Consider the following 23,218-nt stretch of genomic DNA (forward strand, 5'->3'; position numbering starts at 1 on the left):
GCGAACTACCGACGGGCTCGGGCCCGAAGAGCATCCGGTGTGAACATCGCCCGGCGCTCGTACAGGAATTCGTGCGGATAGCCGAGGCGGATCTTCGATGCCTCATCGAGTCGCGCCAGGTGCGAGTCGTCGAGTTCTACATCCAGTGCCGCCAGATTGTCGTTGATCTGGTCGACAGTGCGTGCACCGATCGACAGCATAAGCCCTTGCGTGCGTACCCATGCGAGCGCGACCCGCGCGGGTGAGACACCGAGCTCGCCTGCAACCTCACGCGTGGTGGTCAGGACCCGCTGCACGGGGACGGGGAGCTTCGCGAAGTCCTCGTCGGACATGGTGCGGGCCAGGGTGCCGCGCCCGAGCGGACTCCATGCGGAGACCTCGATACCCAGCGCTCGTGCCATCGGCAGGAGGTCGCGTTCTGCAGTGCGTGCGGTGAGCGCATATTCCACCTGCATCGTGCAGAACGAGTTCCATCCGCGCAGTTCGGCGATGGCGACGGACTGCGATACAACCCAGGCCGGAGTGTTCGACACCCCGATCGCGAGCACCTTGCCCGACCGCACCAGGTCGTCGAGAGCGCGCAGGGTCTCGTCCACCGGTGTGCACTGATCCCACGCATGGACCCACAGCAGATCGATGTAGTCGGTGCCGAGCCTGCGAAGGCTCGTCTCGACGCTGCGGCGCAGGCTCTTCCGGTGGTTTCCGCCCGTGTTGGGATCGGCGGGGTCGGTGGGGAAAGAATACTTGGTGCTCACGACGACCGAGTCGCGCTCCGGTGCCACGAGTCGTCCGAGGATTTCCTCGCTCGAACCGTTCGTGTAGTTGTTCGCGGTGTCGAGGTAGTTACCGCCGGCTTCCCGGTACGTCTCGTAGATCTTCCGGCTGGTCGATTCGTCGGTGCCGAAACCCCATTCGGTGCCGAAGGTCATCGTGCCGAGGCACAGGTCGCTGACCCGGATACCGGAGCGGCCGAGCACTCTCATCGGAATTGCATTTTCAGGCATCGTCGTCCACCACCCAGTTCACCATGCGGTGCAACGGGTACATGCCGTCGTGCGGGCTGCCCATGCTGCCGCGAAGTGCACCACCGAGCTTGACGAGCCGCTGCACACCCGCGGTCGCGAGGTGATCGCGGATCTCGGCCTTGCGGTGCGCCGGGTAGACGCCGACCGTCTGCGTGGCCACCGTCGCGTAGGACGCAGCGTCACGCAGTTGCGCGATCGGAATGACGTTCACGGTCTTGAAGTTGGGGTGGAAGTCGACCATCTCCGGCGAACGGACGACGAGTCCGGAGCCGTCGAACTTGCCCCATACCCGGTAGTCCGGCTCCAGGTAGCGCATTCCTTCGACCGCTTCGCGGATTTCGGAGTCGGGCTTCGGGCCTAGTGCAGACGCGAAATCACGGTCCACACCGAGGCGCTCGTGCAGCAGCGCGCAGAAGCGGTCGACCTGTTCGACGTCGCCCTCGACGCAGATGTGACGCGCTGCGAGGCACGCATCCTGGTTGAAGATCGTGGCGTCCGCAGCCGCGAGCTCGGCGACCTCCCGCAGCGTCTCTTCCGATTCGAACGCCTCGCGACCGACGATCGCCATCGAGACCTTCGGGTCGAATGAGATCAGACCGAAGCCCGGCCCCGCGTACTTCGCCGCGTTCTCGATCGCGGCACCGCCGCCCCACGCCACGAGTTTGTCGAAGTACTGCGAGCGGTAGAGCACGCCTTCGACCGACTCGTCACCGCCGCGCCAGTAGACAGCAGAGATCGACTTCAGAACGGGGTGATCGGGTGCGATATCGGCCATCGTCCGGAGCACGGCAACGGTGGTGAACGGGTCTGCCGACGGCATCTTGAACACGTTGACGGCCTTGAGAAGAGCCGCGTCGGCGATCGATGTCATGGCCGCGCTCGGTGAGTTCCCGGCAAGCATGTGGACGAGTCGCGGCGGGAATGCACGGATTTTGCTGACGCTGCCGTTGGGGTCGGTGTTCTCGACCCATCCGTCGAGGACGTCGATGCTTCCGAAGGTGCGCTCGAGCCGGTATTCGAGGGCCTTCTTCGTCAGGAACTGGCCCGGTCGCCGGAAGGTGTTCTCGATGATCCGCCTGGGCAGTGCGCTGACCTGCAGCGTCATCTCCAGCGATTCCTGAAGATAGGGGTTCTTCTCCAGGGAGAGTTGCCCGGCGGTCTCCACGAGGAAGTCGATGATCTCCGAGACGGGCACGTCGAACGCCGGCCCGGGCTCCGTGCGCGGAACGAACAATTCGTTGTATTCGATCTTGGGAGTCACGAACGGGACTCCGAAGTCGCGGGAGAGGTACTCGTTGTCCTCGCCCCAGACCAGCTTTCCGCGCACGAAATGCGGTACCTGGATCTTGGTGCGTGCGGGTGAAGGTGCAGTTGCGGTCATGGTGCTCTACTCCCCTACGATTCCGCGGACATAGGCGTCCATGGTTCCGGCACAGGTGATCTTGTCGTCGTCTCCGAGGTCGGAGTAGCGCACGATGTTCGGCAGGACGGTCTCGCCGTCGCGCCCGCACGGGCAGCGGCCCTGATCGACCGTGATCTTGTCGCCCGAGATGGTGCCGCCCCAGCGGCCGTCGACGGTGGTGTCGACGAATGCGGCTCGGCCTTCGACCAGGTCGCCTGATGCCTCGGCGAGCGCGTCGCCGTCCTTGTTCAGAACGAGAAGGACGATTTCCTCCGGCACGTGGTAGCGACCCTCTTCCGGGCACTTGAACATCCGGTTGTTGAGTTCCTGCATGGAGTAGTAGTGCAGGAAGCGCTCCGGAACGATGTTGAGCATCCGGTAGATCTGTTCCTGGTAGTCGTCGGGCAGGTTGGTGCCCTTCAATCCGCCACCGCTGGTGAGTCCGTTGGCACCGGTGATGTCGCCGTCCTTGACACCCCGCTCGCGGAGAATCTCGACGAGGCGGTACAGCTGCGGGAATTGGGAGGTGAACAGGATGTTCTCGTCGCGGCGGGCGAGGATCTCATCGGCGTAATGGTTCAGTCGCCGATCCTGGAGCGCAGCTCGGTCTGCCGCCTCCGCTTCGAAGGACGCGATGTCGTCGGGGGCGGCAGTGCCATCGGCCATCGCTCGCCGCATCGCCGACAGCTTCGTCATGTAGCGATGGAAGCCCTCCGCCGGGGGCGCGTCGAACAGCGGGAGCGCATCGGGACGGGAGAACGAATCGATCATCAGATCGCGAACTGCGTTGTGCTGGGTCTGACCTGTGTCGGGCCCGACCGGGATGACGTGCCATGCGCCTTCGGGCGCTATCCCCAGTGATGTGAAGCAGTCGAGCAGATTCTGTTGGTTGACCTCGAGGTCGCGCACAGACTTGTTGAGGAACGAGCCCTTTCCGCTGGTTCCGCTCGAGCTGGACACCATGTGGCCGGCCTTTTCCAGTGCGGCAATCCAGCCGTCCACATCCGTCACACCGGAGACGTCGACGTCGTCGAGCCGACGGGTGGACAGAGAACCGAGCCAGCGGTTCATCTGTTGCCACTTTCCCTTGGCGATAAGTGTTTCCGGGTAGCTCTTGTAGGTGGTGTGAGGGAAGAGCAGGGGAACGATGTCTTCTCGCGAGGTAATTTCGGTGATGCCTTGATCGTCCGCACGCTGCGTCAGAACGGGGACCTGCGCCCGCCGTTCCTGGAAGTACGCATTCAGCGTCCCGATGACGTCCTTCTGCATCGTCACTTCTGTCACTGTGCCCTCCGGCCGTTGAGTTTCGGGAAATCCGAGATAACTAGACTTGTAGGTATAGTTAGTGATTACGGATAACCATACTCAGGAGGAAAGATTTGTGTCCAGAGGCAATTTTGTTTGGCACACTCGTCACCTATGACACCGGTGAACGATTTGCCGCAGGCCGCGAGCACCGGTCGGCGCCGAGGGGGCCGACCGACCAAGGAGGAAGCCGGCAAACTCGATGCAGCCGTTCGTGAATCCGCACTCCGACTGTTCCTCGAAAATGGCTACGAGGGCACGACGATGAATGCCATCGCAGCGGCAGCGGGAACGACGAAACCGTCGCTGTACGCACGCTTTCCCACCAAGGACGACGTCTTCCGGTCGGTACTCGGGTGGGCGATGTCGCGCAGCGACTGGCCATGGCCCGAGCCCGAGCTCCCGGATTTCGGCGACCTGGAGAAGGCGCTGACCGCGATCGCCGGCACCGCGGTCCGCCGCGCCCTCGACCCGTCGATGATCAAACTCCAGCAGGTCTCGGTCGCCTACGCCTCCCGCTACCCCGATATCGCCCGCAAGGCACTCGGTTCCGGATATTGGCCGCGTACGAAGCAGGTCGCCGAACTCCTTCGTCGGCACGCCGCCACCGGTGCCATCGTGGCCGACGACCCCGATACCCTCGCCGAACTGTTTCTCGGCATGGCGGCAGGCGCTCCGGCGCGCCTCGCATCGTTCGGGATCATCCGCGGCAATGTCGACGAGCACATCCGTGCCGCAGTCGACCTGTTTCTGCGCAGTCTGCGACCGTAGAGCGCCCTACAACAACGCCGCGATCGGGCCTCAGCGGCCCGTGCGAGGTCAACCAACGGGATGGACGTGCCGGTTCCACCGTGATGCACCCCCCACGCCCATGGGGTCGGTCACGGCGCGGACTTCTCGCGTTGCGAGTTGATCGCCGCCATGACGCCGCCGTCTACGAGGATGTCGATGCCGTTGACGAAGCTCGCACCGTCGGACAGCAGGAACGCCACGACCTTCGCGAGCTCGTCGGCCTGCCCGAGTCGCCCGAGCGGTGTCGCGCGCTGCATGTCGGCGATACGCGGATTGCTCGCCGCCTCCTGCCGGCCCTGCGGCGTATCGATCAGCCCCGGCGACACGGAGTTCGCACGCGCTCCCGCGGCACCGAGCCGGATGGCTTCTGTACGCGCGAATCGCTGCACGCCGTGTTTCGCCCACGAGTATGCGATACCCGGTTGCTCGATCGATTCCCCCACGATCTCGCGGAGCTTGTCGAGGAAATGCTCATCGAGCGGATCGTCCAGGACCGCACCCAGTTCCGGGCTCGGATCCATCTGCCCGATCAGCGGCGCCATGGAGGCGAAATAGACCATCGCCGTACCGGCGGTCGCAAGCGGACGAAGCGCATGCGCGAGCAGTGCAGTACCGACCAGGTCTACCGACACGATCCTGCGCCAGTCGGCCATGGTCGGAGAGATTCCGGCAGCGTGAGCGACGGAACGCAGCGTCCCGAGTTCGGCCGCGCGGTCCGCGAGCCGGCCGAGCGCTTCTGCGTCACCGACATCGGCGACGAACGACTCGACCACGGTCCGGTCCGACGACAACTGCGCCGCGGCCTCTTTCGCGGAGGTGTCATCGATGTCGACGAGCAGCAGCGTGTCGACGGTGCCTACCATCCGCTCCGCGCACGACAACCCCATCCCGCGACCTCCACCGGTCACGATTCCGACGTTTCCCATTCTCTCCCTCTCGACTCGATGCGGTGCGGTGCGTGAACCTCTACCCGGCTGCTACTGCGGTACTGCCCAGCACTGCGACATGCCCGGTTCCGCCACGCGGGTGACGAACTCGAGAAGCAGCCCGGACGGGCTGCGCATGAAGGCGAAGAAGAGACTGCCGTCGGGCGCCAGGCGGGTTGCTTCGGTGCTGTAGCCCTGGCCGGCGAACTCGTCGCGATCCGCGTCGACGTCGTCGGACCAGTAGCCGAGATGGTGAATTCCGGGGACCGCCTCCCACAGCGGCAGCGGTGCGCTCCGGACGAGTTCGATTCGCGGCTCGGTGATCGAGAACGCACACAACAGGTCGACCACCTGCTCTCCCGTCGGGAGCGTCACTGCTACCTCACCGCCGACCTCCGGCCCCCACTCGTACCCGAAGAGCTGCGAGAACTCGGACTTCGTCGTGGTCAGATCGTCTGTTACCACGCCCAGATGGAAAAGGTCTTCGGCTTTCAACTCGGTGCCTTTCGTAGCGGACTGTTCCAAACTGCCTTCAGTCGTGTAAGAATAGCATTCTGGAAAGATGGCATCGACATTCTTTGGATCAGAGAGGAGCCAGGCAATGGCGTGGGACTTCGAAACCGACCCCGAATACCAGGAAAAACTGGACTGGGCCGACGCGTTCGTGCGCGACGAGGTCGAGCCCCTGGACCTGGTGTGGGAGCACCAGCAGTTCGTACCCCTCGACGGACTTCGGCGCAAGGCCATCGATCCGCTCAAGCAGCGGGTTCGTGAACAGGGCCTGTGGGCCACACACCTCGGGCCGGAACTCGGCGGACAGGGCTACGGACAGCTCAAACTCGCACTGCTCAACGAGATCCTCGGTCGCTCGTCGTGGGCACCGATCGTCTTCGGGTGCCAGGCGCCCGACACCGGCAACGCCGAGATCATCGCGCACTACGGCACTCCCGAGCAGAAGAAGAAGTACCTGCAGCCACTGCTCGACGGCGAACTGTTCTCGACGTACTCGATGACCGAACCTCAGGGCGGCGCCGACGTCGCGCAGTTCCGCACCCAAGCGGTCAAGGACGGCGACGACTGGGTCATCAACGGGTGGAAGTACTTCTCCTCCAACGCAAAGACGGCCTCGTTCCTGATCGTGATGGCCGTGACCGACACCGAGGTGGCGGTACACAAGGGCATGTCGATGTTCCTCGTGCCTGCCGACACCCCGGGCATCAACATCGTGCGTAACGTCGGTCTGTACGGCGAGCCGATGAACGGCGGAAGCCACGCGCTCATCCACTACGAGAACGTACGGGTCCCCGCCGAAGCTCTCCTCGGCGGCGAAGGGCAGGCGTTCGCTGTCGCCCAGACCCGGCTCGGTGGCGGCCGCATCCACCACGCGATGCGCACGATCGGCCTGGCACAGAAGGCGCTCGACATGATGTGCGAGCGTGCACTGAGCCGCGAGACCGCCGGTAGCCGCCTCGCCGACAAGCAGACTGTCCAGGGCTACATCGCCGACTCCTACGCGCAGCTGACGCAGTTCCGCCTGTTCGTGCTGCACACCGCGTGGAAGATCGACAAGTACAACGACTACAAGAAGCTCCGCAAGGACATCGCGACGGCCAAGATCGTGATGCCCACCGTCCTCCACGACATCGCCTGGCGTGCGATGCAGGTGCACGGAGCGCTCGGTGTCACCAACGAGATGCCGTTCTTCAAGATGATCCACGGCGCGGCCGTGATGGGCCTGGCCGACGGTCCGACCGAAGTACACAAGACGACCGTCGCCAAGCAGGTCCTGCGTGACTACAGCGCGACCGACGATCTGTGGCCCTCGGAGTGGCTCCCGCGCAAGCAGGACGAAGCCCGTGCAAAGTACGCCGAATACCTCGAACTGGAAGTGGGGAACCTGTGATCGACACGAAACGACTCGCCGAGTGGATGGACGAGCGCGGACTGCCCGGTAAGGGAGCTCCGCTCGAAGCCACCTACCTCTCCGGCGGAACGCAGAACGAGATCTACAAGCTGGTCCGCGACGACTTCACGAGCGTCATCCGGATTCCTCCGAAAGCCGCGCCCGCCGACCGCGACAACGGAATCATGCGCGAGTGGAGGATCATCGAGGGCCTCGACGGTACCGACGTGCCCCACACCGCCGCGATCGCCGCATGCGAGGACACCTCGGTGCTCGGTCGCGCGTTCTACCTCATGGGATTCGTCGACGGCTGGTCCCCCATGGATCATCGCGACGGCTGGCCCGCTCCGTTCGACAACGATCCCGAGGCACGCGCCGGTCTCGCCTACCAGCTCGCGGAGGGCATCGGCCTGCTGTCGAAGGTCGATTGGAAGGCTCAGGGCCTCGAGGGTCTCGGACGGCCGGAAGGTTTCCATGATCGCCAGGTCGACCGCTGGACCCGATTCTTCGAACGGATCAAGGCCCGCGAGATCGAGGGCATGGACATCGCCACCAAGTGGCTGCAGAATCACCGTCCGCTCGACTACATCCCGGGTCTGATGCACGGCGACTACCAGTTCGCCAACGTGATGTACCAGAACGGCGCGCCCGCGAAACTCGCAGCGCTCGTCGACTGGGAGATGGGCACCGTCGGCGATCCGAAGCTCGACCTCGGCTGGATGCTCATGAACTGGCCCGAGGACATGGACGCTCCAGGGGAAAGCGCGGTCAGCTACGTCGACCTGAGCGGCATGCCGAACCGGTCGCAGATGCTCGCCCACTACTCGGAGGTCTCCGGTCGTCAGGTCGACGACATCGACTACTACCTCGTCCTCGCCAAGTGGAAGCTCGCCATCGTCCTCGAGCAGGGCTTCCAGCGCGCCGGTGACGACGTGAAGCTGCAGTCGTACGGTCCTGTCATCACCAGCCTCATGAAGTCGGCCGCCGACCTCGCCGAATCAACGGACTACAAGGGATGAGCGAACCGGTGGAAGGACTCGTACAAGAACAACACGGTGCGGTTCTCTTGCTTCGGCTGAACCGCCCCGAGGCACGCAATGCGCTGACCGGCGCCGTGATCAACGGGATCGGCGCAGCCGTCGAGAACGCGGAAGCAGATCCCCAGATCCGGGCGATCGTGCTCATCGGCACCGGCGACCGCGCCTTCTGCTCGGGCATGGATCTCCGAGCATTCGCGAGCGGCGAGAAGATCGGGCTGGACTCCGGCCCCGGTGCCGCATACGCGCGGCTGGCCAAGGGCGAGACCGACATTCCTGTGATCGGCGCCGCCAACGGCACCGCGATCGGCGGCGGGCTCGAACTTCTTCTCGGGTCCGACATCATCGTTGCCTCCTCGGCCGCGAAGTTCGGTCTTCCCGAGGTGAAGCGGGGCTTGTTCCCCGCAGGAGGTGGAACAAATCTCGGGACGCGGATCCCGCGGGCCGCCGCCATGGAGCTGACGCTGACCGGCGACCTGATCACTGCGCAGCGCGGATACGAACTCGGCCTGATCAACCAGGTCGTCGAGCCGGAAGACGTGCAATCGGCCGCGCTGGCATTCGCCGAGCGCATCGCAGCGAACGCCCCGCTGGGCCTCTCCGCGGTCAAGGAACTCGTCCGTCTCGCGCAGGTGGATCCCACGCGCGCGGGCGAGCGACTCGGACACTGGCAGAGCCTCGTCTTCTCCAGCGACGACGCCAAGGAAGGCGCGGCCGCGTTCGTCGAGAAGCGCGCACCGGTCTGGCACGGGCGGTAACGGGCATGCGCGTAGCGGTCTGTTCCGAGTACGGGGAACCCGAGGTCGTCCGGATCGACGAACGCCCCTCCCCCACTCTCGAACCGGGTCAAGTGCGAGTGCGGGTCGGTGCTGCCGCGGTCAATTTTCCTGATGTTCTGGTCGTCGCCGACAAGTACCAGGTCAGCGTGCCGACGCCGTTCGTACCCGGTAGTGAATTCGCCGGGGTCGTGGAGGAGGTCGCCGGCGATGTCAGCGGTCTCGCCGTCGGCGATCGGGTGAGCGGCACCGGGATCGTCGGCGCGTTCGCTGAGGAGGTCGCGGCAAAGGCCGCGTCGCTGAAGCGGATACCCGACGGCGTCGACCATCGCACCGCTGCCGCATTCGGTGTGGCGCACCGCACCGCGTATCACACGCTCCGGTCGGTGGCTCGGCTCCAGCCGGGTGAAACTCTCGTCGTGCTCGGCGCGGGCGGTGGCGTCGGACTCGCCGCGGTCCAGCTCGGGGCGGTTCTCGGCGCAACGGTCGTCGCGGTGGCCTCCTCGTCCGACAAGCTCGAGGTCGCGGCGTCGTACGGTGCGAAGCATCTCGTCGACCACCGGTCGGGTGATCTACGTGCGCTCCTGAAGGATGCTGTTCCCGAGGGCGCCGACGTCGTGGTCGATCCCGTCGGCGGCGACCTGTCGGAACCTGCGTTGAGGTCGCTGCGCCGCGGCGGGCGCTTCATCACCGTCGGCTACGCATCCGGAAGCATCCCTCGAATACCACTCAACCTCGTTCTGGTGAAAGGTATTCGCATTCAGGGGTTCCAGTTCCAGGATCTCGACCCGGACGAGTACCGGCGAGGCGAGGACGAACTGGTCGAGCTTCTCGTCTCGGGCCGCGCCGTGCCACACATCGGTGCGGTGTATTCGCTGGAGGGCGTCGTCGATGCCCTGCGTCTGGTCGGTGACGGGCGGGCGATCGGCAAGGTCGTCATCGAACTTCAGCAGACCTGACCGACCGAACACGACGTCCCGGCGCTCATCCGAGAGCCGGGACGTTGGTCATTTCTGGGCTGCCGAACTGTTACGTCTTTGCACTGCTGAGCCTTTGCACTGCTGTGTCTTTGCGCTGCCGTGCCGTGTGCGATCCGGTCGACATCAGACCGACGTGAGGTGACCCGACTGCTGTGCAGTGAATCCGGAGGTCCGGAAGGATTCGGTGGGGGCGATCACGGGCGCGGGGACGGCTGCCGCGACGAGCGCGTGCCGCTTGAATACCTGCGCCGCCCGGCTCATACAGTATTCCGACGACGAGAACCTGGCAGCGAGGTCTGCCGGGATCCCATCACCCCACATGCTGAATTTCGTGCTGCCTTGCTCGAGAAGCCTGTTCAACCCGGCTCGGATGCGTTCGTCGGCGGAGTAGAGCTCGGCCGATGCCACCAATGCCTCGGGAATGAGACCGTTTTCGGTCGACAAGGCCGAGTCCAGATCGACGACTCGAGCTCCGAGGATCTCGAGGGGACGGATGTCCTGATGCTCTCGCGTCAGGACAGTGACTTCCCATCCTGCGAGGACCTGGTCGTAGAGCCACCCACCGACGTGGCGCACGGTATCGACCACACGCGGAGCGACGATGACGACGCGGTGCCTCAAATTGTGCTGATGGGCATGAGCTGTTGCTCGAGCGACTGTGTGAAGTCCTCGAAGATCTCGGCTAACGGGAGCGAACGATCGAGCAGCCATGAGGTTTCCATTCCGTTGAGGAAAGCGACGATTTCCACCGCTTTGACGGCTGGGTTCACATCCATTCGATACCGACCGACATGTTGACCACGTCGGATTCCCGCCTCGATTGTGTCGACGGCGGCCCGGTGTCGAGCGAGTAGGCGATCGTGCAGTGGAGCATCCGGCTCCAGGTTCTCGATCAGGAGTACAGCAAACATCCCGACCAGGTCAGGGGACTTCTCGAAACGCAAGTAGAGGCCCCTGATCTGCTCGATCGGATCTCCCGAGCGATCAGCACGTGCATCATCGTCTGCATCCCGTGCGTCGAGCACGGCATGCAGCAATTGGTCTTTGGACTGGAAGTGATGCAGCAGGCCCGCGGGAGTGATACCCGCGGCCCGTGCGATCTGAGCGAGGCTTGTGCTGCGCCACCCGTTCCTCGCCAACAACCGCTGAGCTGCGCTGAGAATCAGTTCTCTGCGGTCCTCACCCTTGGCGAGAAGCGTGTCGTACGCCCTTTGCACGCTGCCCCTCTCCCTCACGTCCCCAACCTACTGAACACACATTAGGTCGGTTCTTCACTTGTGACAAGGGTCTCAGCCTGAGAATTTCCAGCACTGAATCACACTAGGCGTGAACCTACGTATCGAGTAGTTCGACGACTGTGGCGTTCGCGGTCCCGCCGCCTTCACACATGGTCTGGAGCCCGTACCGAATTCCGTTGTCGCGCATGTGATGAATCATTCGGGTCATCAGAACGGCACCCGATCCACCGAGCGGATGCCCGAGCGCGATCGCCCCTCCGAGAGGGTTGACCAGCTCCGGATCGGCGCCCGTCTCGGCGAGCCACGCCAGCGGAACCGACGCGAATGCTTCGTTGACCTCGAAGACTCCGACATCCTTCAGGCCGATTCCCGCCTTCCCGAGAGCCTTCTCGGTGGCCGGAATCGGGCCGGTGAGCATGAGCACCGGATCAGCACCCGCCACCGCACCCGCCCGATAACGGACGAGCGGGGTCAGGCCCAGCTCACGCGCCTTCTCGCGGGTGGTCACCAACAACGCGGCCGCGCCGTCGGAAATCTGCGACGAGTTTCCGGCGTGGATCACGCCGTCGTCGGCGAACGCGGGCTTCAGGCCGGCGAGCTTCTCGACCGTGGTGCCGCGGCGGATTCCTTCGTCGGCACCGACCGTGCCCTCGTCGGTGACCACCGGAACGATCTGCGTCTCGAATGCCCCACGATCCTGCGCCGCGGCGGCCCGCTCGTGCGAGGTCGTCGAGTATTCGTCGAGTCGAGTGCGCGAGAATCCCCATTTCTGGGCGATCTTCTCTGCGGAGATTCCCTGGTTGAACGGGAACCCGTCGTAGCGGGCGAGCGCTCGGGGGCCGTACGGCTGACCGGACGCACGCGCCGAGCCGAGCGGCACCCGGCTCATGACCTCGACACCGCCGGCGACGACGACGTCCTGCTGTCCCGACATCACCGCCTGAGCAGCGAAATCGATCGCCTGCTGACTCGACCCACACGCCCGATTGATCGTGGTCCCCGGGATGGATTCCGGCCATCCGGCGGCGAGCACCGAGTAGCGGCCGATATTGCTCGACTGGTCGCCCACCTGCGACACACAACCCCAGATGACGTCGTCGACGATCTCGGGATCGAGGCCTGTTCGTTCGACCAGCGCCTCGAGCACGAGCGCCGACAGATCTGCCGGGTGCACCCCGGCCAGCCCACCGTTGCGCTTGCCTACCGGGGTCCGGACGGCTGCAGCGATGACCACTTCACGCATTCGAATTCTCCTGGGTCCATGTGTGTTCGACGTTCGTCCCCCGCGTGACGGTCATCCCCCGTCCATCGATGATCACTGCACCGGTCCGATCGCGCCCTGCGCACGCAGGCGATCGATCTCGTCGGGGCGGAGACCGAAGTCCGCGAGGATGGTGTCCGTATGCTCGCCCAAGCCGGGTACCGGCGCCATCGGCGGCTCGTAGCCTTCGATCACCGGGGGCGGCAGAAGCGATTCGACGGGCCCGTTCGGGCTCGCAACCGTCCGCCAGCGATTGCGGGCGGCGAGTTGTGGGTGATCGATGACGTCGCGCGGCGTGTTGTAGCGGGAATTACCGATACCCGCCTCGTCGGCGATCTTCTGTACGTGGTCGAGCGGGTGCTGCGCGCACCACGCGGCAATGGCCTCGTCGAGCTCGGCGCGGTGCTCGCACCGCGCCGCGTTGGTCGAGAACCGCTCGTCGTCGGCGAGGTCGTGGCGCCCGATGATCTCGCGTGCCAGACGCTGCCATTCGCGGTCGTTGGTGGTACCGAGCACGACGATCTGATCGTCGGCGGTGCGATACGAGCCGTACGGCGCCACCGCAGGCGAACTCATGCCGAGCGGTTGCTGCTCGACACCCGAATAGCGGGTGTACGTCAGGGGATAGCCCATGATGTCTGCCATCGTGTCGAACAGACTCACCGACACCTTCGACAGTCCACCGCCGCGGCCCCGATTGCGTTCTCGTCCGCACAGCAACGCGAGGATCGACAACGCCGAATACAGTCCGGTGCTGATGTCCGCAACCGGCGGTCCTGGCTTCGCGGGCTGTCCGGGGAAGCCGGTGACGGAGCAGGCCCCCGACTCGGCCTGGATGAGCAGGTCGTAGGCGCGTTTGTGCGACAGCGGCCCGTCGGGGCCGTATCCGTCGATCTCGACCGCGATCAGGTCCGGATAGCGCTCGGCCAGATCCTCCGGTGAGAGTCCGAGCCGCGCAGTGGCGCCGGGTGCAAGATTCGATACGAGGGCATCGGCCCGCGCCAGCAAGATATGGAGGGCTTCGAGTCCGCCCTGGGTCTTCAGGTCGAGGGCGATCGATTCCTTGCCGCGGTTGGCCCAGACGAAGTGCGCGGCCATTCCGTTGACGACGTCGTCGTAGTCGCGGGCGAAATCGCCGCCCTTCGGGTTCTCGACTTTGATCACACGCGCACCGAAATCGGCGAGGACTCGGGTGCACATCGGCGCGGAGACCGCTTGTTCGAGGGTCACCACGGTGATCCCTGCGAGCGGGGCATCCATCAGTAGCTCCTCGGCAGTCCGAGCGTGTGGGAGGCCAGGTAGTTCAGAATCATCTCCTGGCTGACCGGGGCGATACGCATCACGCGCGCCTCACGGAAGTACCGCGAAACGTTGTATTCCTCCGAGTAGCCCATTCCGCCGTGGGTCTGCAGTGCACGATCGGCCGCGGCGAAACCTGCTTCGGCACAGAGGTATTTGGCGGTGTTCGCTTCACGACCACACGGCTTGCCGTTGTCGTAGAGCCAGGTTGCCTTGCGCAGGACGAGTTCCGCCGCATCGAGATGCGCAAGTGCATCTGCGAGGGGGAACTGAATGCCCTGGTTCATGCCGATGGGACGGTCGAACACAACACGTTCCTTGCCGTACTTCACGGCCTTGTCCAGTGCGACACGGCCGATGCCGAGAGCTTCGGACGCGATCAACATGCGCTCGGGATTGAGACCGTCGAGCAACAGCTTGAATCCCTGCCCTTCCTCACCGATGCGGTCTTCGACGGGGATCCGGAGGTTGTCGATGAACAGCTCGTTGGAGGTGACCGCGTTGCGCCCCATTTTCCGGATCGGACGAATATCGATCTTGCTGCGGTCGAGATCGGTGAGGAACAGCGTCATGCCGTCGGTCTTCTTCTCGACCTCGTCGTAGCGCTGAGTGCGGGTCAGGAGGAGGATCTTCTCCGATTCGACGGCCTTGGAGATCCACACCTTCCGTCCGTTGACGACATAGCTGTCGCCCTCGCGTTTCGCGAACGTGGTGATCCGAGATGTGTCGAGGCCTGCGCCCGGTTCGGTCACACCGAAGCACACGTGCAGATCGCCGTTGACGATGCGGGGCAGCGTGCGCGCCTTCATTTCGTCCGAGCCGTGCTTGACGACGGGCTGCATACCGAAGATGTTGAGGTGGATCGCGCTCGCGGCATTCATTGCGCCGCCGGAGCGAGCGATCTCTTCGAGCAGGATCGTCGCTTCCGTGATGCCGAGACCGTGGCCGCCGTACTCCTCGGGCATCGTGATGCCCATCCAGCCGCCATCGGCGAGCACCTTGTAGAACTCCGTCGGGAACTCGTGAGCGAGATCCTTCTCCATCCAGTACTGGTCGTCGAAGTTCTTCATCAGCTCGGCAACGGATTTCCGGATCAGTTCCTGATCCTCGCTCAGAGCGAAGCTCATTCCACCCATAATCGACACCTCTTGCCGTCGTCGCGGGGCCGCGAACTGCGCAACTGCGGCAGCACGTCCGGCCTATCTTCAGTTGGGATCGAGCGAATCAATCGGAGGCCGGCAATGCCTTGGCCGCCTTGATGGTCATCGGGGCGCCGCCGTACGACAGTTCGCCGGTGCCGGGTGACGTGCACAGCACCTCGATCGACCCGTCGGCGTCGACGTAGCGCTTACCCAGAAGGGTGACCACATCGCCGGCGGGCTTGGACTCCGGTTTGCCGGGAGGCGCCGCGATCATCGGGCTTCCACCGCAGACGATCTCCTGTGCACCATCCGCGGGTGCACGCACGACCACCACCCGAGTGGTGCAGACGGTGCTGGCAAGTTGCCCACCAGGGCGCAGGGTTGCAGTCACGGGAAACCTCTCTTTCGGCAGACGGTCTGCGCGCGCGTCGGGTCGCCGACGACCACACAGTGCTCTCTCCAATGGAAACTATCTTCTCGAATGCGGAGAATCAATATGCTCATCACATACGAGCACCCGATCCGCAGACTGCCGGCACATTCGACCCCGCACGCGACGCGGCACGCGACGCAAGCCGGAACATCTCTGCCACCAGGATGTTCAGCCGTCGCACCACCGTTTGTTGACTATCCGGCGGAGTCATGAGAATCTAGCATCCGTAAACGAGAATATGATTCTCACAAGGAGGAGTTCGGCATGCCCCTGGTGCCCCCACTGCCCGCAGACCAATGGGACGAGCGCGTCGACTCCGCATTGAAGGGGCTGATGCCCCGGCACATGCGGAATCCTGAGCAGGCCGGCACTGCAATGTCGACGCTCGTCCGTCATCCGGATCTGGCCAAGGCGTTCCTCGGGTTCAGCGTTCATCTGCTGTTCCGGTCGACGCTGCCCGCGCGGTTGCGTGAGCTGACGATCCTGCGCGTAGCGGAGTTGCACGACTGCGACTACGAGCGCAGCCACCATATCCAGATGGCCGAGGACGAGGCCGGGCTTTCCCGCCCGGAGATCGAGGCCGCGCTTGCCGGCACCGCAGTGGACGAGTTCGAGAACCGACTCCTCGCAGCGGTCGCCGAACTGGTCGAGAACTCCGCACTGTCCGAGCAGACCTGGAACACGCTCGGGGAACAACTCAGCGAACAGCAGCGGATGGACTTCATCTTCACCGTAGGCGGTTACGGCCTGTTGGCCATGGCCTACAACACATTCGGCATCGAGTTCGAAAGCGAAAGGTAGAGCCTTGCCACACTTCACCAAACCGGCAGCAGGAAGCTGGACCGAGAACTACCCGGAACTCGGCACCGCACCGGTCGACTACACCGACTCCATCGACCCCGCCTTCTTCGAAGCCGAACGCGAAGCAATCTTCAAGCGCACCTGGCTCTACGTCGGCCGCGTCGAACAACTCCCCCGCGTCGGCGCCTACTTCACCAAAGAACTCCCCTCCGCCGGACCCGGCACCTCCCTGGTCATCGTCAAAGGCAACGACAGCAAGATCCGCGCCTTCCACAACGTCTGCCGCCACCGCGGCAACAAACTCGTCTGGAACGACTTCCCCGGCGAGGAAACCGCAGGCAGCTGCAAGCAATTCACCTGCAAATACCACGCCTGGCGCTACAGCCTCGAAGGCGAACTCACCTTCGTCCAGCAGGAAGGCGAATTCTTCGACCTCGACAAGGGCGACTACGGCCTCAAGGACGTACGCTGCGAAACGTGGGAAGGGTTCATCTACATCAACCTCGACCCCGACGCCATCCCCCTCGTCGACTACCTCGGCACCTTCGCCAAGGGCCTCGAAGGCTACCCCTTCGGTGAAATGACCGAGGTCTACAGCTACCGCGCCGAAATCGGCGCCAACTGGAAGCTGTTCATCGACGCATTCGCCGAGTTCTACCACGCACCGATCCTGCACATGAAGCAGGCAGTCAAGGACGAAGCAGACAAGCTCGCCGGCTACGGCTACGAAGCCCTGCACTACGACCTGCAGCCCCCGCACTCGATGATCTCCTCCTGGGGCGGCATGGCACCGCCCAAGGACCTCAACATGGTCAAGCCCATCGAACGCGTCCTGCGCTCCGGACTGTTCGGCCCCTGGGACCAGCCCGACATCGACGGCCTCGCCGACGACCAGCTGCCCACCGCACTGAACCCCACCGGCTTCCACAGCTGGGGCCAGGACTCCTTCGAGTTCTTCCCCAACATGACCCTGCTCGTCTGGAAGCCGGGCTGGTACCTGACCTACGCCTACTGGCCCACCGCCGTCGACAAGCACATCTTCGAGGCCAGCCTCTACTTCGTGCCCCCGAAGAACGCCCGCGAGCGCCTCGCACAGGAACTCGCCGCGGTGACCTTCAAGGAATACGCCCTCCAGGACGCCAACACCCTCGAAGCCACCCAAACGATGATCGGCACCCGCACGGTGACCGAATTCCCCCTCTGCGACCAGGAGCTTCTCCTGCGTCACCTCCACAAGACCGTCGGAGACTACGTCAAGGAGTACCGCGATGCCTCTGCCAACTGAATTCGCCGACCTCGAGCCCTACATCGGCTGGGACCTGGCCACCGAACCCGAACGCTACGCCAAGCGACTCGCCTCGACGATGCCGGAAATGCAGGAGTTCTACAACGCCGCATTCCCCCGCCTCGAAGACGCCATCGCCTTCTGCGACAAGTTCGACCTCGACGACCTGCCCGACGATGCACGCACCGTCATGCACCTGATGCAGTCACTGGTCATGGTCTCCTTCCCCGTCGAAGTCTGGAAGCAGCCCCGCGTCCCCGACAGCGGCGCCGCCTGGGCCGAAATCACCAAAGAACCGGTGGTCTGAGACAAGCAGCCCCGGTGAGAACAGGACCTGCGAGATAGCAGTTGCACCCGCTACAAATCGTGCCCGTGTCCGAGCGACAGTCGTCGTTCGGACACGGGCACGCTTGCATTTCGGGGCCTTCACTTGTGATGCCAGCCACAGGGCTGCCGCGATCGAGAGTGACATCACCAAGATCAACTACACCGCGGGATCAATTTCCCTGTGCAGCATCACAAGTCCGATATGTACGAAACATCCCTGAGTGAGACGGATCGAGGAGCGTGATTTGATGTGCGACGAGACTCGGCGTCGGCGCGGCACTGACCGCGACTCGGGGCCGCGCTCGGCCACAGCCCGAAGCTTGATTCTCGAGAGGAAATGATGACCGACATCGAGACGAAGAACTTCTTCACCGACCCCGAGTTCGTCGGGGACCCCAACCCGTACTACGACGGGATGCGCGCGAGTTGCCCCGTCAAGCGCGAGCCGCACCACAACGTCATGATGGTGACCGGATACGAGGAAGCAATCCAGGTCCTCAGCGATGAGAAGTCCTACTCCTCGTGCATCTCGGTTACCGGCCCCTTCTCGGGCTTCCCGCTCCCGGCCGAGAGCGACGACATCTCCGACCTCATCGAGGAGCACCGCCCCTCGCTGCCGATGAGTGATCAGCTCCCCACGATGGACCCGCCCCAGCATGCGGACCATCGCGGCCTGTTGATGCGCCTGATCACCCCCAAGCGCCTCAAGGAGAACGAAGAGTTCATCTACCGCCTGGCCGACAAGCTCCTCGACAACATCCTGGCCAAGGGCGAGGGCGACTACATCAGCGAATTCGCCGGCCCCTTCGCAATGCTCGTCATCGCCGACCTTCTCGGCGTACCGGAAAGCGACCATGCAGAGTTCATCGCGGGCCTGAACCTGGCGACGGAAGGCGGCTTCACTCTCGGCAGCACCGAGGGAGAGTCGCTGAAGCTGAACCCGCTCGAGTTCCTCTACAAGAAGTTCGGCGAGTACATCGAGGATCGTCGCGCGAACCCCACGGACGACGTCCTGACCGGGCTCGCGACCGCGACGTTCCCCGACGGCACGCTTCCCCCTGTCGACGATGTCCTCCGCATTGCGGCGAACGTCTTCTCCGCCGGCCAGGAGACCACGGTGCGGTTGCTGAGCTCCGGCCTCCGGATCATCGCCGAGAATCCCGAGATCCAGCAGGCCCTCCGCGACGACCCGGAGAAGATCCCCAACTTCATCGAAGAGACGCTGCGGATGGAGAGCCCGATCAAGGGCGACTTCCGACTCTCCAAGATTCCGACCGAAGTCGGCGGTGTCGAAGTTCCGGCCGGCACCATCCTGATGCTCCTGAACGGCGCCGCCAATCGCGACACCCGGCAGTTCGCCGACCCGGCAGAGTTCGATCTCGATCGCCGTAACGCGCGTACCCACATCGCATTCGGGCGCGGTGTCCACGCATGCCCCGGTGCACCCCTCGCCCGTACCGAGGGACGCGTGGGTATCCAGCGCCTCCTGGAGCGGACCATCGACATCAAGCTTTCCGAAGAGGTCCATGGGCCCGAGGGCGACAGGAAGTTCGACTACCTGCCCACCTTCATCCTTCGTGGTCTGCTGAACCTCAATCTGGAATACACCGTCGCGGCAGGCGACAACAGTGGCACCGTCGCAGAGGGTGACAGCAAGTGAAGGTTCATGTCGACGATGATGCGTGCCGTGGCCACGGCTTCTGCCTCGCGATCTGTCCGGAGGTCTTCGAGCTGAGCGACGGCGGCTACGCCGTGACGCTCGTGTCCGAAGTTCCGGCCGAACACGAGGACAACGTTCGCGAAGCCGTCGCGAGTTGCCCCGAGCGCGCAATCTCGATCTCGTAGCCCCGCTCCACACCGAACACCTCGCCCGCCCTCATGGTTCCGACCGTGGGGGCGGGCGTCTTTGACGCCCTCCCGGCCGTAAACGACCGGGATTCCTACCGCGGCAACACGTGCCGCATCGGCGGGTTCCTGTTTCATCGAGTCGCGCTCCCCGCTAGGCGAGGAGACTTACCGTCTCTCCGCAGGCGTTTAACCACTCCGCACGTCCTGCGGCGTGGATGTTGATGGCAGCATTCAGATCGCGATCGTGGACCGCCCCGCATGGACACGACCAGGTGCGCACGGACAACGGTTTCGGCCCGTCCACCCTCCCACACACCGAGCAGAGCTGCGACGACGGGAAGAACCTGTTGACCTTCACGAAGGTGCGCCCATACCGGGCGGCCTTCTCCTCCAGCAACCGGGTGAACATGCCCCACCCGGCATCGTGCACCGACTTCGCCAGCCGCGTCCGCGCCAACCCGGTGACGCACAAGTCCTCGACGAACACCGCTTGATTCTCGCGGATGATCACCGTGGAGCGTTGATGCGCCCAATCCTTGCGGGCATCGGCCACCCTGGCGTGGGCCTTCGCGACACGGACACGTTCGGCGCGGCGGAAGAACTTCGGGGACTCGATCACCTTCCCGTCCGAGAGCACCGCGAACGTGGCGAGCCCCAGATCGATACCCACCTCCGCATCGCACTCCGGCAGCGGATCGTCGGACGTCTCCACGACGAACGACGCGAAATACCGGCCCGCGGCATCCTTGATGATCGTCACACTCGACGGCTCCGACGGCAGATCCCGCGACCACGCCACCTTCACGTCGCCAACCTTCGCCACATACAACTTCCGGTTGGCCCGGATACTGAAGCCGTTGCGGGTGAGCCGGATCGCCTGCCTATTGTCCTTACGAGACCGGAACCGCGGCGCCCCGACCCTGCGGCCCTTCCGCTTCCCCGACATCGAGTCGAACCAGTTCCTGTACGCGCGGCGCGCATCCTGACAGGCCTGCACCAACACCACCGACGCCACCTCGGAAAGCCACACCCGCGCCGGGGTTTTCTTCGCCTCAGTGACCACCTGTTTCTGCACGTCGGTGTCCGAGAGCTTCACCCCGGCCGCGTACGCGTCCTGCCGGACGCGCAGTGCGTCGTTGAACACCACCCGTGCACACCCGAACGACCGGGCCAGCGTGTCCTGCTGGCCCGGTGTCGGGTAGACGCGGTACTGGTATCGCAGTTGCACACCGCGACCATAAACACGACCACCGACATAATTGATGCGCTGACCCGGGCCTGATAGACCCGGGCTTGCGCGCTACGTTTCCCGCTCATAGTGTGCGGCAACCACCTTCACCTCACACCGAGGAGCGCAGATGCCCAAGGGATATGTCATCCTGACCGAAGCCATCCGGGATCAAGACGGCATGGCCGCATACAGCAAGCTCTCCGGCCCCTCGATCGTGCAGGCGGGCGCAAGGGTTCTTGCCGTCGCCGAACCCCAGGTTCTCGAAGGCGAGTGGCACGGCCACCGGACTGTCGTTCTGGAATTCGAGTCCGTCGAGGCGGCACAGACCTGGTACGCATCCGAGGACTATCAGAAGGCGCTGCCGCTGCGTCAGGCCGCTGCCGACTGCACTGCCGTGATCCTGGAGGGCTTCGGGCGGCCCGCGTCTGCCGGGTAGGCAACACACTCTTCGGGCAGCTTCTCGGCGTCGACCTGGGACTTCGGTCCGGGTCGGCGCCTTTTTCATGCCTTGTCCAACTCGACGATTGACGCCGGTCCGGTTCTATGGAAACCTAAGTTTCATCAGTGAGAGCGTCATTCTCACTAGAGAGAGTGCTCTCAGACGAAAGGTAGAGCCTTGCCACACTTCACCAAACCGGCAGCAGGAAGCTGGACCGAGAACTACCCGGAACTCGGCACCGCACCGGTCGACTACACCGACTCCATCGACCCCGCCTTCTTCGAAGCCGAACGCGAAGCAATCTTCAAGCGCACCTGGCTCTACGTCGGCCGCGTCGAACAACTCCCCCGCGTCGGCGCCTACTTCACCAAAGAACTCCCCTCCGCCGGACCCGGCACCTCCCTGGTCATCGTCAAAGGCAACGACAGCAAGATCCGCGCCTTCCACAACGTCTGCCGCCACCGCGGCAACAAACTCGTCTGGAACGACTTCCCCGGCGAGGAAACCGCAGGCAGCTGCAAGCAATTCACCTGCAAATACCACGCCTGGCGCTACAGCCTCGAAGGCGAACTCACCTTCGTCCAGCAGGAAGGCGAATTCTTCGACCTCGACAAGGGCGACTACGGCCTCAAGGACGTACGCTGCGAAACGTGGGAAGGGTTCATCTACATCAACCTCGACCCCGACGCCATCCCCCTCGTCGACTACCTCGGCACCTTCGCCAAGGGCCTCGAAGGCTACCCCTTCGGTGAAATGACCGAGGTCTACAGCTACCGCGCCGAAATCGGCGCCAACTGGAAGCTGTTCATCGACGCATTCGCCGAGTTCTACCACGCACCGATCCTGCACATGAAGCAGGCAGTCAAGGACGAAGCAGACAAGCTCGCCGGCTACGGCTACGAAGCCCTGCACTACGACCTGCAGCCCCCGCACTCGATGATCTCCTCCTGGGGCGGCATGGCACCGCCCAAGGACCTCAACATGGTCAAGCCCATCGAACGCGTCCTGCGCTCCGGACTGTTCGGCCCCTGGGACCAGCCCGACATCGACGGCCTCGCCGACGACCAGCTGCCCACCGCACTGAACCCCACCGGCTTCCACAGCTGGGGCCAGGACTCCTTCGAGTTCTTCCCCAACATGACCCTGCTCGTCTGGAAGCCGGGCTGGTACCTGACCTACGCCTACTGGCCCACCGCCGTCGACAAGCACATCTTCGAGGCCAGCCTCTACTTCGTGCCCCCGAAGAACGCCCGCGAGCGCCTCGCACAGGAACTCGCCGCGGTGACCTTCAAGGAATACGCCCTCCAGGACGCCAACACCCTCGAAGCCACCCAAACGATGATCGGCACCCGCACGGTGACCGAATTCCCCCTCTGCGACCAGGAGCTTCTCCTGCGTCACCTCCACAAGACCGTCGGAGACTACGTCAAGGAGTACCGCGATGCCTCTGCCAACTGAATTCGCCGACCTCGAGCCCTACATCGGCTGGGACCTGGCCACCGAACCCGAACGCTACGCCAAGCGACTCGCCTCGACGATGCCGGAAATGCAGGAGTTCTACAACGCCGCATTCCCCCGCCTCGAAGACGCCATCGCCTTCTGCGACAAGTTCGACCTCGACGACCTGCCCGACGATGCACGCACCGTCATGCACCTGATGCAGTCACTGGTCATGGTCTCCTTCCCCATCGAGGTCTGGAAGCAACCCCGCGTCCCCGACAGCGGCGCCGCCTGGGCCGAAATCACCAAAGAACCGGTGGTGTAACCG

Annotated in this window: 25 protein-coding genes; 13 read left to right on the forward strand and 12 right to left on the reverse strand. The window is 64.1% G+C overall.

Translation table 11 applies throughout. The features are described from left to right. Nucleotides 1-5: 5 nt before the first annotated feature. From ACFWB0_RS00510 to ACFWB0_RS00520, 3 genes are read right to left on the reverse strand one after another with little or no spacing between them, the layout of a single operon-like run. Nucleotides 6-1,004 carry an aldo/keto reductase gene (locus tag ACFWB0_RS00510; protein ID WP_378488456.1) on the reverse strand — a complete coding sequence of 333 codons (999 nt, stop codon included), beginning with the start codon at nucleotides 1,002-1,004 and terminating at the stop codon, nucleotides 6-8. Continuing rightward, complete coding sequence (locus ACFWB0_RS00515; RefSeq protein ID WP_378488457.1) at nucleotides 997-2,406, reverse strand: acyl-CoA reductase; 1,410 nt, start codon at nucleotides 2,404-2,406, stop codon at nucleotides 997-999. The genes ACFWB0_RS00510 and ACFWB0_RS00515 overlap by 8 nt, the downstream gene beginning before the upstream one ends. Before the next feature lie 6 nt (nucleotides 2,407-2,412). Then, nucleotides 2,413-3,696 carry a hypothetical protein gene (locus ACFWB0_RS00520; protein WP_378488676.1) on the reverse strand — a complete coding sequence of 428 codons (1,284 nt, stop codon included), beginning with the start codon at nucleotides 3,694-3,696 and terminating at the stop codon, nucleotides 2,413-2,415. Nucleotides 3,697-3,846: 150 nt separating this feature from the next. On the opposite strand from ACFWB0_RS00520, the gene ACFWB0_RS00525 reads away from it, so the two are divergent. Continuing rightward, nucleotides 3,847-4,503 (forward strand): TetR/AcrR family transcriptional regulator, encoded by a 657-nt coding sequence (locus tag ACFWB0_RS00525; protein WP_378488458.1) that lies wholly within the window; start codon nucleotides 3,847-3,849, stop codon nucleotides 4,501-4,503. Between the two features lie 110 nt (nucleotides 4,504-4,613). On the opposite strand, the gene ACFWB0_RS00530 is transcribed toward ACFWB0_RS00525, so the two are convergent. After that, entirely contained in the window at nucleotides 4,614-5,450 is an 837-nt protein-coding gene (locus tag ACFWB0_RS00530; RefSeq protein WP_378488459.1) for an SDR family oxidoreductase, read from the reverse strand. A 51-nt stretch (nucleotides 5,451-5,501) separates the two neighbouring features. Then, on the reverse strand, nucleotides 5,502-5,915 hold the full coding sequence (locus tag ACFWB0_RS00535) for a VOC family protein (RefSeq protein ID WP_378488460.1): 414 nt from the start codon (nucleotides 5,913-5,915) through the stop codon (nucleotides 5,502-5,504). Nucleotides 5,916-6,051: 136 nt separating this feature from the next. Between ACFWB0_RS00535 and ACFWB0_RS00540 the strand changes: the two genes are divergently transcribed. From ACFWB0_RS00540 to ACFWB0_RS00555, 4 genes are read left to right on the forward strand one after another with little or no spacing between them, the layout of a single operon-like run. Then, nucleotides 6,052-7,353, forward strand: coding sequence for an acyl-CoA dehydrogenase family protein (locus tag ACFWB0_RS00540; protein WP_378488461.1), 1,302 nt, complete (start codon nucleotides 6,052-6,054; stop codon nucleotides 7,351-7,353). A 26-nt stretch (nucleotides 7,354-7,379) separates the two neighbouring features. After that, complete coding sequence (locus ACFWB0_RS00545; protein ID WP_378488677.1) at nucleotides 7,380-8,372, forward strand: phosphotransferase family protein; 993 nt, start codon at nucleotides 7,380-7,382, stop codon at nucleotides 8,370-8,372. Then, entirely contained in the window at nucleotides 8,369-9,148 is a 780-nt protein-coding gene (locus ACFWB0_RS00550) for an enoyl-CoA hydratase-related protein (RefSeq protein ID WP_378488462.1), read from the forward strand. The genes ACFWB0_RS00545 and ACFWB0_RS00550 overlap by 4 nt, the downstream gene beginning before the upstream one ends. A gap of 5 nt (nucleotides 9,149-9,153) precedes the next feature. Then, entirely contained in the window at nucleotides 9,154-10,125 is a 972-nt protein-coding gene (locus ACFWB0_RS00555) for an NADPH:quinone oxidoreductase family protein (RefSeq protein ID WP_378488463.1), read from the forward strand. Between the two features lie 144 nt (nucleotides 10,126-10,269). Here the strand turns inward: ACFWB0_RS00555 and ACFWB0_RS00560 are convergent, their stop codons facing one another. The 6 genes from ACFWB0_RS00560 to ACFWB0_RS00585 all read right to left on the reverse strand — a co-directional run bounded on the left by ACFWB0_RS00560 (nucleotide 10,270) and on the right by ACFWB0_RS00585 (nucleotide 15,477). Further along, nucleotides 10,270-10,734, reverse strand: a complete 465-nt coding sequence (locus ACFWB0_RS00560; protein ID WP_378488464.1) for a hypothetical protein — start codon at nucleotides 10,732-10,734, stop codon at nucleotides 10,270-10,272. Nucleotides 10,735-10,763: 29 nt separating this feature from the next. Then, entirely contained in the window at nucleotides 10,764-11,363 is a 600-nt protein-coding gene (locus ACFWB0_RS00565) for a TetR/AcrR family transcriptional regulator (RefSeq protein WP_378488465.1), read from the reverse strand. A gap of 115 nt (nucleotides 11,364-11,478) precedes the next feature. Beyond that, nucleotides 11,479-12,627, reverse strand: coding sequence for a thiolase family protein (locus ACFWB0_RS00570; protein ID WP_378488466.1), 1,149 nt, complete (start codon nucleotides 12,625-12,627; stop codon nucleotides 11,479-11,481). 72 nt (nucleotides 12,628-12,699) lie between these two features. Then, the gene (locus tag ACFWB0_RS00575) at nucleotides 12,700-13,905 is read right to left on the reverse strand and encodes a CaiB/BaiF CoA transferase family protein (protein WP_378488467.1); all 1,206 of its coding nucleotides are present in this window, start codon (nucleotides 13,903-13,905) and stop codon (nucleotides 12,700-12,702) included. Next, complete coding sequence (locus tag ACFWB0_RS00580; protein ID WP_378488678.1) at nucleotides 13,905-15,071, reverse strand: acyl-CoA dehydrogenase family protein; 1,167 nt, start codon at nucleotides 15,069-15,071, stop codon at nucleotides 13,905-13,907. The genes ACFWB0_RS00575 and ACFWB0_RS00580 overlap by 1 nt, the downstream gene beginning before the upstream one ends. A gap of 97 nt (nucleotides 15,072-15,168) precedes the next feature. Beyond that, a complete protein-coding gene (locus ACFWB0_RS00585; RefSeq protein WP_378488468.1) occupies nucleotides 15,169-15,477 on the reverse strand; it encodes a hypothetical protein in 309 nt (102 codons plus the stop codon). Nucleotides 15,478-15,783: 306 nt separating this feature from the next. On the opposite strand from ACFWB0_RS00585, the gene ACFWB0_RS00590 reads away from it, so the two are divergent. From ACFWB0_RS00590 to ACFWB0_RS00610, 5 genes are all read left to right on the forward strand, one after another. Then, nucleotides 15,784-16,320 (forward strand): carboxymuconolactone decarboxylase family protein, encoded by a 537-nt coding sequence (locus ACFWB0_RS00590; protein ID WP_378488469.1) that lies wholly within the window; start codon nucleotides 15,784-15,786, stop codon nucleotides 16,318-16,320. Between the two features lie 4 nt (nucleotides 16,321-16,324). Then, nucleotides 16,325-17,605 (forward strand): aromatic ring-hydroxylating dioxygenase subunit alpha, encoded by a 1,281-nt coding sequence (locus tag ACFWB0_RS00595; protein ID WP_378488470.1) that lies wholly within the window; start codon nucleotides 16,325-16,327, stop codon nucleotides 17,603-17,605. Next, nucleotides 17,589-17,912 (forward strand): hypothetical protein, encoded by a 324-nt coding sequence (locus ACFWB0_RS00600; protein ID WP_054807988.1) that lies wholly within the window; start codon nucleotides 17,589-17,591, stop codon nucleotides 17,910-17,912. The genes ACFWB0_RS00595 and ACFWB0_RS00600 overlap by 17 nt, the downstream gene beginning before the upstream one ends. A gap of 357 nt (nucleotides 17,913-18,269) precedes the next feature. Further along, complete coding sequence (locus tag ACFWB0_RS00605; RefSeq protein WP_378488471.1) at nucleotides 18,270-19,592, forward strand: cytochrome P450; 1,323 nt, start codon at nucleotides 18,270-18,272, stop codon at nucleotides 19,590-19,592. Further along, a complete protein-coding gene (locus ACFWB0_RS00610; RefSeq protein ID WP_054807641.1) occupies nucleotides 19,589-19,777 on the forward strand; it encodes a ferredoxin in 189 nt (62 codons plus the stop codon). Before ACFWB0_RS00605 ends, ACFWB0_RS00610 begins: the two co-directional genes overlap by 4 nt. Before the next feature lie 154 nt (nucleotides 19,778-19,931). Here ACFWB0_RS00610 and ACFWB0_RS00615 read toward each other — a convergent pair whose 3' ends face one another. Next, entirely contained in the window at nucleotides 19,932-21,008 is a 1,077-nt protein-coding gene (locus tag ACFWB0_RS00615; RefSeq protein WP_378488472.1) for an RNA-guided endonuclease InsQ/TnpB family protein, read from the reverse strand. 130 nt (nucleotides 21,009-21,138) lie between these two features. Between ACFWB0_RS00615 and ACFWB0_RS00620 the strand changes: the two genes are divergently transcribed. The 3 genes from ACFWB0_RS00620 (at nucleotide 21,139) to ACFWB0_RS00630 (ending at nucleotide 23,215) form a co-directional block, all read left to right on the forward strand. Further along, nucleotides 21,139-21,447, forward strand: coding sequence for a DUF1330 domain-containing protein (locus tag ACFWB0_RS00620; RefSeq protein WP_054807640.1), 309 nt, complete (start codon nucleotides 21,139-21,141; stop codon nucleotides 21,445-21,447). A gap of 180 nt (nucleotides 21,448-21,627) precedes the next feature. Continuing rightward, nucleotides 21,628-22,908: an aromatic ring-hydroxylating dioxygenase subunit alpha gene (locus ACFWB0_RS00625; protein WP_378488470.1), complete on the forward strand. Its 1,281-nt coding sequence runs from the start codon at nucleotides 21,628-21,630 to the stop codon at nucleotides 22,906-22,908. After that, a complete protein-coding gene (locus ACFWB0_RS00630) occupies nucleotides 22,892-23,215 on the forward strand; it encodes a hypothetical protein (RefSeq protein ID WP_378488473.1) in 324 nt (107 codons plus the stop codon). The genes ACFWB0_RS00625 and ACFWB0_RS00630 overlap by 17 nt, the downstream gene beginning before the upstream one ends. The last annotated feature ends 3 nt before the right edge of the window (nucleotides 23,216-23,218 follow it).

It is taken from the genome of Rhodococcus sp. NPDC060086 (genome assembly GCF_042730275.1).
GTDB lineage: Bacteria > Actinomycetota > Actinomycetes > Mycobacteriales > Mycobacteriaceae > Rhodococcus.

Bases quoted from the DNA above. Each gene is read 5' to 3' on its own strand.
- ACFWB0_RS00510 (WP_378488456.1), bottom strand. From the start codon at position 1,004: ATGCCTGAAAATGCAATTCCGATGAGAGTGCTCGGCCGCTCCGGTATC.
- ACFWB0_RS00515 (WP_378488457.1), bottom strand. From the start codon at position 2,406: ATGACCGCAACTGCACCTTCACCCGCACGCACCAAGATCCAGGTACCG.
- ACFWB0_RS00520 (WP_378488676.1), bottom strand. From the start codon at position 3,696: ATGCAGAAGGACGTCATCGGGACGCTGAATGCGTACTTCCAGGAACGG.
- ACFWB0_RS00525 (WP_378488458.1), top strand. From the start codon at position 3,847: ATGACACCGGTGAACGATTTGCCGCAGGCCGCGAGCACCGGTCGGCGC.
- ACFWB0_RS00530 (WP_378488459.1), bottom strand. From the start codon at position 5,450: ATGGGAAACGTCGGAATCGTGACCGGTGGAGGTCGCGGGATGGGGTTG.
- ACFWB0_RS00540 (WP_378488461.1), top strand. From the start codon at position 6,052: ATGGCGTGGGACTTCGAAACCGACCCCGAATACCAGGAAAAACTGGAC.
- ACFWB0_RS00545 (WP_378488677.1), top strand. From the start codon at position 7,380: ATGGACGAGCGCGGACTGCCCGGTAAGGGAGCTCCGCTCGAAGCCACC.
- ACFWB0_RS00550 (WP_378488462.1), top strand. From the start codon at position 8,369: ATGAGCGAACCGGTGGAAGGACTCGTACAAGAACAACACGGTGCGGTT.
- ACFWB0_RS00555 (WP_378488463.1), top strand. From the start codon at position 9,154: ATGCGCGTAGCGGTCTGTTCCGAGTACGGGGAACCCGAGGTCGTCCGG.
- ACFWB0_RS00570 (WP_378488466.1), bottom strand. From the start codon at position 12,627: ATGCGTGAAGTGGTCATCGCTGCAGCCGTCCGGACCCCGGTAGGCAAG.
- ACFWB0_RS00575 (WP_378488467.1), bottom strand. From the start codon at position 13,905: ATGGATGCCCCGCTCGCAGGGATCACCGTGGTGACCCTCGAACAAGCG.
- ACFWB0_RS00580 (WP_378488678.1), bottom strand. From the start codon at position 15,071: ATGAGCTTCGCTCTGAGCGAGGATCAGGAACTGATCCGGAAATCCGTT.
- ACFWB0_RS00590 (WP_378488469.1), top strand. From the start codon at position 15,784: ATGCCCCTGGTGCCCCCACTGCCCGCAGACCAATGGGACGAGCGCGTC.
- ACFWB0_RS00600 (WP_054807988.1), top strand. From the start codon at position 17,589: ATGCCTCTGCCAACTGAATTCGCCGACCTCGAGCCCTACATCGGCTGG.
- ACFWB0_RS00605 (WP_378488471.1), top strand. From the start codon at position 18,270: ATGATGACCGACATCGAGACGAAGAACTTCTTCACCGACCCCGAGTTC.
- ACFWB0_RS00620 (WP_054807640.1), top strand. From the start codon at position 21,139: ATGCCCAAGGGATATGTCATCCTGACCGAAGCCATCCGGGATCAAGAC.
- ACFWB0_RS00630 (WP_378488473.1), top strand. From the start codon at position 22,892: ATGCCTCTGCCAACTGAATTCGCCGACCTCGAGCCCTACATCGGCTGG.